The organism is Azospira sp. MPR-E4 (assembly GCF_058809645.1).
This window is the reverse complement of record NZ_JBXAST010000082.1, coordinates 1-9,880: the sequence shown is the minus strand read 5'-3', so window position 1 is coordinate 9,880 and position 9,880 is coordinate 1. Positions and strand designations below refer to the sequence as shown.

9 protein-coding genes are annotated in these 9,880 nt (G+C 65.8%); 6 read left to right on the top strand and 3 right to left on the bottom strand.

The features are described 5' to 3' along the window. The first annotated feature begins 129 nt into the window (after positions 1–129). From AC1RTA_RS15840 to AC1RTA_RS15830, 3 genes are read left to right on the top strand one after another with little or no spacing between them, the layout of a single operon-like run. Positions 130–399, top strand: a complete 270-nt coding sequence (locus tag AC1RTA_RS15840) for a biotin/lipoyl-containing protein (protein WP_492785280.1) — start codon at positions 130–132, stop codon at positions 397–399. Between the two features lie 24 nt (positions 400–423). Continuing rightward, positions 424–1,161 (top strand): DUF2189 domain-containing protein, encoded by a 738-nt coding sequence (locus AC1RTA_RS15835; protein WP_492785279.1) that lies wholly within the window; start codon positions 424–426, stop codon positions 1,159–1,161. Positions 1,162–1,172: 11 nt separating this feature from the next. Then, entirely contained in the window at positions 1,173–1,739 is a 567-nt protein-coding gene (locus AC1RTA_RS15830; RefSeq protein ID WP_492785278.1) for a PAS domain S-box protein, read from the top strand. 29 nt (positions 1,740–1,768) lie between these two features. Here AC1RTA_RS15830 and AC1RTA_RS15825 read toward each other — a convergent pair whose 3' ends face one another. Beyond that, entirely contained in the window at positions 1,769–3,034 is a 1,266-nt protein-coding gene (locus tag AC1RTA_RS15825; protein WP_492785277.1) for an Hsp70 family protein, read from the bottom strand. Positions 3,035–3,477: 443 nt separating this feature from the next. On the opposite strand from AC1RTA_RS15825, the gene AC1RTA_RS15820 reads away from it, so the two are divergent. Together AC1RTA_RS15820 and AC1RTA_RS15815 are read left to right on the top strand one after the other, a co-directional pair. Continuing rightward, positions 3,478–4,086, top strand: coding sequence for a bactofilin family protein (locus tag AC1RTA_RS15820; protein WP_014237771.1), 609 nt, complete (start codon positions 3,478–3,480; stop codon positions 4,084–4,086). Between the two features lie 135 nt (positions 4,087–4,221). Continuing rightward, positions 4,222–4,770, top strand: a complete 549-nt coding sequence (locus tag AC1RTA_RS15815; RefSeq protein WP_492785276.1) for a hypothetical protein — start codon at positions 4,222–4,224, stop codon at positions 4,768–4,770. Positions 4,771–4,866: 96 nt separating this feature from the next. Here the strand turns inward: AC1RTA_RS15815 and AC1RTA_RS15810 are convergent, their stop codons facing one another. Then, the gene (locus AC1RTA_RS15810; RefSeq protein WP_130458581.1) at positions 4,867–6,495 is read right to left on the bottom strand and encodes a methyl-accepting chemotaxis protein; all 1,629 of its coding nucleotides are present in this window, start codon (positions 6,493–6,495) and stop codon (positions 4,867–4,869) included. A gap of 209 nt (positions 6,496–6,704) precedes the next feature. Between AC1RTA_RS15810 and ettA the strand changes: the two genes are divergently transcribed. Beyond that, complete coding sequence (gene ettA, locus AC1RTA_RS15805; protein WP_492785275.1) at positions 6,705–8,369, top strand: energy-dependent translational throttle protein EttA; 1,665 nt, start codon at positions 6,705–6,707, stop codon at positions 8,367–8,369. A 217-nt stretch (positions 8,370–8,586) separates the two neighbouring features. On the opposite strand, the gene AC1RTA_RS15800 is transcribed toward ettA, so the two are convergent. Beyond that, positions 8,587–9,737, bottom strand: a protein-coding gene (locus AC1RTA_RS15800; RefSeq protein ID WP_492785274.1) for an IS3 family transposase whose coding sequence is annotated in 2 segments (ribosomal slippage) — positions 8,587–9,491 and positions 9,491–9,737 — 1,152 coding nt in all. Because the reading frame shifts where the segments join, the coding sequence is not laid out codon by codon here. Positions 9,738–9,880: the final 143 nt, after the last annotated feature.

Genomic DNA, 9,880 nt, shown 5'->3' with positions numbered 1-9,880 from the left:
CCTCCGCCCCACCCGCCCCATTCCCGGGGCGGGGCCACTCCCCGCTTTTTTTCCCACATTTCATTTCGGTCAAAGGCCGATGCCCCGGGCCGGGGCACAATTTCACCTCCATCCCCTTACCCTTCCCCCATGTCCGGTCCCATCGAAGTGCGCATGCCCAAATACCCCGAATGCTGGGAGAGTTGCGGCAACTGCGCCCAGGGCGACGTCTTCGTGCTGGAACTCCTGGTCCAAGCCGGTGACACATTGGAACGGGACGACAACATCCTGACCCTGGAAACCGGCAAGGTGGCCCTGGACATTCCCAGTCCATACGCCGGCACGGTGCGGGAAGTCTTCGTCTGTGAAGGCGACGTCCTGGCCGAAGGCGCCCTGCTGCTGACCCTGGACCCGTCCTAACCGCCTGATCCTATGGGAGCCCCCATGGCCATCCAGCCCCGACGTCTGCGACCTGCCCATCTGGGGGCCGCCCTGGCCAGCGGCGGGCGCACCTTCGCCCGCAACCCGGGCCCCAGCGCGCTCCTGGCCCTGCCTCTGGCCGCCGTCGGCGTACTGATCTGGCTGATCCTGGGCCAGGCCGCCGTCGCCCCCCTGGCCCTGGCCGCCAGCGGCGGCTTCATGCTGGTCGGCCCCCTGCTGCTGGTGGGCTATTTCGAACTGGCGGACCGCAGCGCCCGCGGTGAAGCAGCCCCTGCGGCCCTGGCCCTTACCGCCTACCGGCACGCCCCCACCGGCCTGTGGGCCATCGGTGCCGTGTGCACCTTTTTCTACCTGATCTGGATCACCGACGCAGCCACCCTCTACGGCTTCATGGTGGGCGGAGAACCCCGGGGCCTGGCCACCCTGCTCAGCCCCGGCACCGACGTGCAGGCCTTCCTGCGCTGGAGCTCCCTCATGGGGGCGGTGCTGGCCTTCATGATCTACGCCGTCACCGCCTTCGCCGTGCCCCTGCTGCATTACGGCCGGGCCAACCTGATCCAGGCCGTGGTTCTCAGCGTCCGCGCCGTCTTCGGCAACTTTCTCCTGGCGCTGCTGTGGGGCGTCCTGCTGGCCGCCGGCGTCATCGGCAGCATCCTGCTGCTGTTTCCCTTCCCCCTGGTTTTCCCCCTGCTGGCCTATGCCAGCCATGCCCTCTACCAACAGGTCTTTCCCCTGGAATAAAGGGAGTTCCCATGTCTGCGCCCCTGCTGCCGCACAGCCTCTACCGCATCGAACTGTGTAGCGGCGAACAGCGCCGCTGGCGCTACCGGGGAGAGGATGCCCAGGGCAACCGGTGGTGGCGGGATGAGGAGAGCGGCCAGGAATTCAACGAAGCTTCCCTCATGTATGCCTGGCAGGTGCTGGGCCCGGCCCCGGACGATCTGCCGGCGTCGATCCACCGGCTGCTGGCCGAGCAGATGGATGCGGCCCTGATCCTGGCCGACAAGGAAGGAGTGATCCGCCTGTGGAATGCGGCGGCCACCGCCCTCTTCGGCTTTCCTGCCGCCACGGCCATCGGCGCCAGTCTGGACCTGATCATTCCGGAGCACCTGCGCCCGGCCCACTGGCGCGGCTTCCACCAGGCCATGGCCCTGGGCGCCGTGCAGCATCCGGGCAAGCCCCGCCTGACCCGGGCCCTGCAGGCGGATGGGCAGAAGCGCTACGTCAGCATGAGTTTTTCCGTGATTAGGGACGATGCGGGCCAGACCATCGGCTCCCTGGCCCTGGCCTGGGCCGCCGACAAGCCGGCAGGGGCCTGAGCCGGTTCAGCGACCCACCAACTACCGCTTCAGCCGTAGCGCCGCGCCGCTTCCACCGCCAGGCCAGCGCCGATGCTGCCGAAGAGATCCCCTTCCACCGCCCGGGCCTGGGGCAGGACGGCGGCGATGCGCTGGCGCAGACGGGGAATGCCGCTGGAGCCGCCGGTGAAGAACACCGTATCGATCCGCCCGGCGCCGACGCCGGCCTGCCGCAGCAAGTCGCTGACGGTGCCTTCGACCCGTTCCACCAGGCTTGTCGTGGCCTGATCGAACTCGCTGCGACTCAGCTCATGGCTGAGGCCGGCTTCCAGGCGCTCCAGGAACAGGGTGCAGGTGTCCGCATCCGAGAGGGCGATCTTGGCCTGCTCCACCTCGTTGGCCAGCCAGTGGCCGGCCCGCTCCCCGATCAGCCCCAGCAGGCGCTGCATCTTTTCCGGCGCCGCCGCATCCATGGCCAGGCGCTGCTGTTCGGCCAGCACCTGGCGGGTGTAGGCGAAGTTGATGGTGTGCCAGGTGGCCAGGTTGAAGAAGATGCTGGCCGGCATTTCCCGGCCGCTGCGCAGCAGGCTGCGGTAGCCCAGCAGGGGCATGACCCCGGCCAGGCTCAGCAGGCGGTCGAAATCGGTGCCGCCGATATGCACGCCGCCATTGGCCAGCAGGTCGTCCCGGCGCTCCGCCTGGCGCGCCCGCTCGGGGGAAAGGCGGATCAGGGAAAAGTCCGAGGTGCCGCCGCCGATGTCGGCCACCAGCACCAGTTCCTCCCGCGCCAGGGTGGTCTCGTAGTGGTAGGCGGCGGCGATGGGCTCGTACTGGAAGCTGACCTCCTTGAAGCCCACGGCCCGGGCAATGTCGCCCAGTGTGTTCTCGGCCAGGCGGTCGGCGTCGCTGTCGTCGTCCACGAAGAACACCGGCCGGCCCAGCACCGCCTGCTCGAATTCCCCGCCGGCCTGGCGGTCGGCCCGCCGCTTCAGTTCGCCGATGAACTGGGCCAGCAGGTCGCGAAAATGCAGGGCCCGGCCTTGCACTTCGGTCTTGCCGTCCAGCAGGCTGCTGCCCAGGAGGCTCTTCAGGGAGCGCATCAGGCGGCCCTCATAGCCGGCCAGATACTCGCCCAGGCCGGCCCGGCCGAAGCTGGTGCTGTTGTCCTCCGCATTGAAGAAGACCACGGACGGCAGGGTCACCTTGCCCTCCTCCAGGGCCAGCAGCGTGGGCTGGCCGGGGCGCAGGCAGCCCACAGTGGAGTTGGAGGTGCCGAAGTCGAGGCCGCAGGCGCGGCGGGGAGCGGTGGCAGGCATGGAATGACGGCGGTTGGTGGCGAAGACGAAGGTTGCCGGCCAACGCGGCGAGGTCGGCAGGGGGCGGCGGATGCTACGCCAGGCTCCGGCGGATGTCTACCCGGGCGGTCGGCCAAGCCATTGAGGCAACGGGGAAAAGGGGCGCCCGGCCCCATGGCCGGCGCCCCCGGCCCGGGCCGGCCCCGACGTCGCCCGCCCCCAACAGGCAGCCATCGCCTAAAAAACAGGCACTTAGGGACATTGGCCGCCCAGGCCGTCGGGGGGCCCCGACAAATCCGGGTCGCCGGAAGCAGGCCGGGAGCATTGCCGTAATCGTCGCACCCGCCCCAAAGTCGCCAACTGGCGCGGGATTTCAGCCAGCCCTGGCTGGCAGCGGCATCCTTTCCCGATCCCAGGCACGGGCCTTGCGAAGTAAAGACTCCAACCTGCGAAAAGGAGCTTCCATGCTGAACAAGCAATCCCTGTTTTCCTCCAAGCGAGAGGAAACCGTCCTGCCCCGCAATCCCTGGCCCGGCAGCGCGCCCCAGACCAACAGCAGCAACGTCAGCAGCGCGCCCAAAGCCAGCACGGCCAGCACGGCCAGTGCCCCGCCGCCGGCGCCGGTGGCTGCCGACAAGGAACAGCCCTCCGGCAGCCGTCTCATCGTCGGCCCCGACGTCAAGCTGAAGGGGGCGGAAATCCAGGATTGCGACACCCTGGTGGTGGAAGGACGGGTGGAGGCCACCCTGGACAGCCGCCTGATCCAGATTGCCGAACAGGGCGCCTTTTCCGGTAAGGTCAGCATCGACGTGGCGGAAATCCGGGGCACCTTCGAAGGCGAGCTGGTGGCCCGCAAGCAGCTGTTCATCCACGCCAGCGGCCGGGTCAGCGGCACCATCCGCTACGGCAGCATCCTCATCGACGAAGGCGGCCAGGTTTCCGGCGACGTACGCTCCCTGGGGGATGAACACCAGGCCGGCTCGGCCAAGGCCAGCCCGGCCGAACCCGGCATTCCGACCCTGCACGGCAACGTCACCCTGAAGGAGGGCAAGAAGGAAAACGCACTGCTCTAGGCCACCGGCAGGCCCGGCGGCGGGCGGGCTTTGCGGCCCATCCGCCGCCGGGCCTTGAACGGCTGCGGGCGGAGGGTTAAGCTCGACCCGCCCGCTTCCTGCGGGCCACGACAACACCAGCCAGGAGACTGATCCATGTCCCAGCCAAAACACAAACATGCCCCCCTGTGGACCGCCATCGGCCTGGGCCTGATGCTCGGCACCGCCCCGGCCTTCGCCGAAAAACCTTCCTGGGCCGGCGGTGGCAACGACAAACATGGCCAGGACGAACGTCCGGGCAAGGGCCGTAACGACCGGGATGACCGGGGCCGGGGCGATGATGGCCGCCGGGATGGTCGCGACGACCGGCGCCGCGACGGCGCCTCGGTGGAAATCCGCTTCGGCGGCGGTGACCGGGACCTGATCCGGGATTACTACGGTAACAGCATCCGCAGCAAGGGCTGCCCCCCCGGGCTGGCGAAGAAGCACAACGGCTGCCTGCCGCCGGGACAGGCCAAGCAGTGGCAGCGGGGCGCCCGCCTGCCCAGCGGCGTGGTCATCTACGACCTGCCTCGGGACCTTTCCATCCGCCTCGGCACGCCGCCGGCCGGCTACCGTTACGTGCGGGTTGCCTCCGATATCCTGCTCATTGCCGTGGGCACCAGCATGGTGGTGGACGCCATCGAGGACCTGGGCGGACTTTGAGCCCCCTACCCTGGCGCCCAGGCAGGACGCCATAAACGACAACGGCACCCCGCGGGGTGCCGTTTTTGCTGGCTGCGGGGCATGGCCCCGCCAGGATCAAACCCGGAAGCCGCTGACCGCCCGCTGCATTTCGCCGGCCACCCGGTCCAGGGTATCGGAAGCCCGGGAAGTCTCGTTGGCCGCCGCATTGGTTTCCTCCGCATGGGTGGCGATTTCCTCCACCTTGCGCGCCACTTCCGTGGAGGCGGTGGACTGCTCCCGCAGGGCGATGTCCACATCGCCGATGATCTCCGCCACCCGGCGCGCCATCTCCTGCAGCTTGGCGATGGTCTCGCCGGCCTGCTGGGCGTGGCTGACGCTGCTCTCCACCGCCCCGACGCCGCCGCTGATGCCGGCCACCACCTGCCGGGTGGATTCCTGGATGGAATCCACCATCTGGGTGATCTCCCCGGTGGAATGGGCCGTCCGCTCGGACAGCTTGCGCACTTCGTCGGCCACCACGGCAAAGCCGCGGCCGTGCTCGCCGGCCCGGGCCGCCTCGATGGCGGCGTTGAGGGCCAGCAGGTTGGTCTGGTCGGCAATGTCCTTGATGACGCTGACAATGCTGGAAATCTTCGCCGATTCCACTTCCAGCTCACCGATCTGCTCGGCCGCCGCCTTCACCACATGGGACACCTGGTCGATTTCGCCTACCAGCCGCTCCACCGTCTCCCGCCCTTCCCGGGCCTGCTCGTCGGATTCACCGGCCAGCCGGGCGGCATCGCCGGTACTGTCGGAAACGTGGTTGATGGAAACGGTCAGTTCCTCAATGTTGGCAGCGATGGCCGAAGAGGCGGAACTCTGCACGGTGACGCTCTGCTCCATCTGCTTCACCGTCTGGTTCAGCTGCTGGGCGGCGCTGGAGATTTCCTCCGCCCCCATCTTGGTCTGGCCGATGGTGCTGCGCAGGGCCGTCTGCATGTCGCCCATGGCGCCCACCAGGCGCCCCACTTCATCCGCCGTCGGTGCCGGCAGGGCGCCGGTGAGGTCGCCGGCGGCGATGCGCCGGGCGCCGGCCAGGGCTTCTTCCAGACGCCGGGAAATCCGCCGGGCCAGCAGGAAGGAGGCCACCAGGGCCACCAGCAGCCCCAGCACCAGGGCCGTCAGGCCGCTGCTGATGGCGCTGGAAACATCGCTCATGGCCTGGGCGGCAGAACGGTCGGCCCCTTCCCGGTTGAACTTGGCCAGGGCATCAGTGGAGTCGCGCAGCTGGTTGGCCTTTTCTACCCAGCCCTTGCGCCGCAGCTGCTGGGCCTCCTCTTCCTTGCCTGCCTTTTCCAGCACAATCGCCTCCTCGACCACGGCCTTGTAGGCATTGACTGCCTTGCCCACCTCGTCGAGGATTTTCTGCTCTTCCGGGCCGGTTACCAGAGGCGCGTATTCCTTGAGCACAGTACGCACGTCTTCATCCAGCTTGGCCAGGCTTTTTTCGATTTTGGCCTTGTCCTCGGCGCTGCCGGGCAGCATGTACTCCAGGCTGCGCACCCGGTAACGCAGGCGCTCCTGGCTGATCTTGCCCACCATCTGCAGGGAAGGCAGCCAGTTGCCGATGATGTCCCGGGTTTCCCCGCCGACTTTCTGCAATTGATAGAGACAGAACAGCAGGGCCAGGATCAGCACCCCGCCGGTAATGGCGAAATTGAAGTACAGCTTGGCCCGCAGGCTCAGGTTGTCAAACCAGGTCATCTTCGCTACCCCCAGGGACTGTTATTGGTACGCCTTATGGCGCTTGCTCGTACGTTCCACCACTATAGTCCAAAACTATACCGCCATCATTGCCTAAAAGCCTCCGTCGACAAAGCCCGGTGGCGCCCGCGGCAAGGCTCGGTACAATAGCGCCTTTGCCGCCGGCCCCGCCCGCGGCCCAGCCGAATTCCACCCATCAAGAGTGCTCCATGGCCCAATACGTAATGTCGATGCTCCGCGTGAGCAAGATCGTCCCGCCCAAGCGGCAGATCATCAAGGATATTTCCCTCTCCTTCTTCCCCGGCGCCAAGATCGGCCTGCTGGGCCTGAACGGCTCCGGCAAGTCCACCGTGCTGAAGATCATGGCCGGCGCCGACAAGGAATACGACGGCGAAGTGCAGTGGCAACCGAACCTGAACATCGGCTACCTGCCCCAGGAACCCCAGCTGGACCCGGAAAAGACCGTGCGCCAGGAGGTGGAATCGGCCCTGGGCGAGATCATGGGCGCCAAGCAGCGCCTGGAGGAGGTGTACGCCGCCTACGCCGAACCCGATGCGGACTTCGACAAGCTGGCCGAGGAACAGGCCCGCTGCGAGGCCATCCTGGCCGCCGCCGGCAGCGACACCGAAGCCCAGATGGAAATCGCCGCCGACGCCCTGCGCCTGCCGGCCTGGGATGCGGTGATCAAGAACCTGTCCGGCGGTGAGAAGCGTCGCGTCGCCCTGTGCAAGCTGCTGCTCTCCAAGCCCGACATGCTGCTGCTGGACGAACCCACCAACCACCTGGATGCCGAGTCCGTGGAATGGCTGGAACAGTTCCTCTGCCGCTTCCCCGGCACCGTGGTGGCCGTTACCCACGACCGCTACTTCCTGGACAACGCCGCCGAATGGATTCTGGAACTGGACCGGGGCCAGGGCATTCCCTGGAAGGGCAACTACTCCTCCTGGCTGGAACAGAAGGAGGAGCGGCTGGAGCAGGAAGGCCGTCAGGAAGCCGCCCGCATAAAGGCCATGAAGCAGGAACTGGAATGGGTGCGGCAAAACCCCAAGGGCCGCCAGGCCAAGTCCAAGGCCCGTATCGCCCGCTTCGAGGAACTCTCCAGCTACGAATACCAGAAGCGCAACGAAACCCAGGAAATCTTCATCCCCGTGGGTGAGCGCCTGGGCAACGAGGTCATCGAGTTCAACAACGTCTCCAAGGCCTTCGGCGACCGGCTGCTGATCGACAACCTGTCCTTCAAGATCCCCGCCGGTGCCATCGTCGGCATCATCGGCCCCAACGGTGCCGGTAAGTCCACCCTGTTCCGCATGATCACCGGCAAGGAAGCCCCGGACAGCGGCGAAGTGAAGATTGGCAGCACGGTGAAGATGGCCTTCGTGGACCAGAGTCGGGAAAACCTTTCCGCCAACAAGACCGTCTTCGAGGAAATCGCCAACGGCGCCGACATCCTCACCGTGGGCAAGTTCGAAATGCCCAGCCGGGCCTACATCGGCCGCTTCAACTTCAAGGGCGGCGACCAGCAGAAGCAGGTCGGCACCCTCTCCGGCGGCGAGCGTGGCCGCCTGCACCTGGCCAAGACCCTGCTGGAGGGCGGCAACGTCCTGCTGCTGGACGAACCTTCCAACGACCTGGACGTGGAAACCTTGCGGGCCCTGGAAGATGCCCTGCTGGAATTCCCCGGCTCGGCCCTCATCATCTCCCACGACCGCTGGTTCCTGGACCGGATCTGTACCCACATCCTGGCGGCCGAAGGCGATTCCCAATGGACCTTCTTCGACGGCAACTACCAGGAATACGAAGCCGACAAGAAGAAGCGCCTGGGCGAAGAAGGCGCCAAGCCCAAGCGCATCCGCTACAAGCCCATCAGCCGTTGAGGGCTCAGGCAGCCCTCCCAACGCTAGCGTCCGGCATGGCTGCCCCCCCCACAACCCCAAGCCCGCCTCCCGGCGGGCTTTTTCCATCCGGTCGCCATTATGTCGTTGGCGCACAAATGTTTATTAATCAGTGCATTATGGTGGTAATTCTGAATTGCGGGGGGGCGACGATTGTGTCTCTTGAGAAGCCAAGGTCCGCGATCAAATCGCCCCGGCGTCAGTAGACACTTTCCAGCCGGTTGAAATATTGCTTCTCGAACTCTACCGGAGCCAAGCCGCCGGCGTAACCATGGCGGCGCTTCGGGTTGTAGAAGAGCTCGATGTAATCAAAGATGTCCCGCCGGGCGTCCTCCCGGTCGGCGTAGATTTTCCGGCGAATCCGCTTCCGCTTCAGGAGTTGGAAGAAGCTTTCGGCGACCGCGTTGTCGTAGCAGTTGCCGCGCCGGCTCATGCTGGCCAGTAGGTTGTGGGCCTTGAGAAACGCCTGCCACTCATGGCTGCTGAACTGGCTGCCCTGGTCGGAATGGATGGTTACTGCCGACTTGGGTTGCCGACGCCAGATGGCCATCAGCAAGGCATTGAGCGCCAAGTCTGTCTCCATGCGCGACTGCATCGACCAGCCGACGACTTGCCGCGAGAAGAGATCGAGCACTACGGCAAGATAAAGCCAACCCTCGTGTGTCCGGATGTAGGTGATGTCCGTGACCCAAACCTGGTTGGGCGCTTCGACGTCGAACTGCTGCTCCAGCCGATTCGGGGCCACCACGGCAGGCTTACCGTAGCGGCCTTTGCGGCGACGGTAGCCAGTCTGGGAACGCAATCCTTCGGCGCGCATCAGCCGATAGACGCGATGCTTGCCGCAGCGCTCACCCAAATCCCGTAGGTCCGAGGTGATTTTGCGATAGCCGTACACGCCGCCACTTTCCAGCCAGGACTGTTTGATCAGACCGGACAGACGTTGATCAGCCTTGCCCCGTTCGGAAAGCGGCTCAGCCCGCCAGGCGTAATAGCCGCTGGGATGGACCTTCACCATCTGGCAAAGCCGCCGCACGGAATGTCGTTCTTCTTCGCTCTTAATGAAGGCGTACCTTACCCGGACTCCTTGGCAAAGTACGCTGCGGCCTTTTTTAGGATGTCGCGCTCCTCGGTGATGCGCTTCAACTCGGCCTTCAGGCGCCGAATCTCAGCCGACTGACTTTGCTGCTCCTGCCGCGGCGCCGCCGGCAAGCTGTACTGCTTAACCCAGGCGTAAAGGCTGTGCTGCGAGACGCCGATCCGCCCAGCCACCTCAGCTACCGAATGGCCCCGTTCAGTGATCTGCTTGACCGCCTCAATCTTGAATTCTTCCGTATAACGCTTGCTGCTCATGACACCTCCCTATTGCCTCAAGTTTAAGGCTCAAAGGTGTCTACAGGTTCCGGGGCGATTCAAAGACCCTGCACATCGGCGGGGTCTTGGAAGGGAAGGTTAAACCGGGGTCTGGCTTTAGCTTTGGCCTTGGGGGTTGGGGG

What these genes read in the sequence shown, in the direction of transcription:
- AC1RTA_RS15840 (WP_492785280.1), top strand. Translation starts at nt 130, where the DNA reads ATGTCCGGTCCCATCGAAGTGCGCATGCCCAAATACCCCGAATGCTGG.
- AC1RTA_RS15835 (WP_492785279.1), top strand. Translation starts at nt 424, where the DNA reads ATGGCCATCCAGCCCCGACGTCTGCGACCTGCCCATCTGGGGGCCGCC.
- AC1RTA_RS15830 (WP_492785278.1), top strand. Translation starts at nt 1,173, where the DNA reads ATGTCTGCGCCCCTGCTGCCGCACAGCCTCTACCGCATCGAACTGTGT.
- AC1RTA_RS15825 (WP_492785277.1), bottom strand. Translation starts at nt 3,034, where the DNA reads ATGCCTGCCACCGCTCCCCGCCGCGCCTGCGGCCTCGACTTCGGCACC.
- AC1RTA_RS15820 (WP_014237771.1), top strand. Translation starts at nt 3,478, where the DNA reads ATGCTGAACAAGCAATCCCTGTTTTCCTCCAAGCGAGAGGAAACCGTC.
- AC1RTA_RS15815 (WP_492785276.1), top strand. Translation starts at nt 4,222, where the DNA reads ATGTCCCAGCCAAAACACAAACATGCCCCCCTGTGGACCGCCATCGGC.
- AC1RTA_RS15810 (WP_130458581.1), bottom strand. Translation starts at nt 6,495, where the DNA reads ATGACCTGGTTTGACAACCTGAGCCTGCGGGCCAAGCTGTACTTCAAT.
- ettA (WP_492785275.1), top strand. Translation starts at nt 6,705, where the DNA reads ATGGCCCAATACGTAATGTCGATGCTCCGCGTGAGCAAGATCGTCCCG.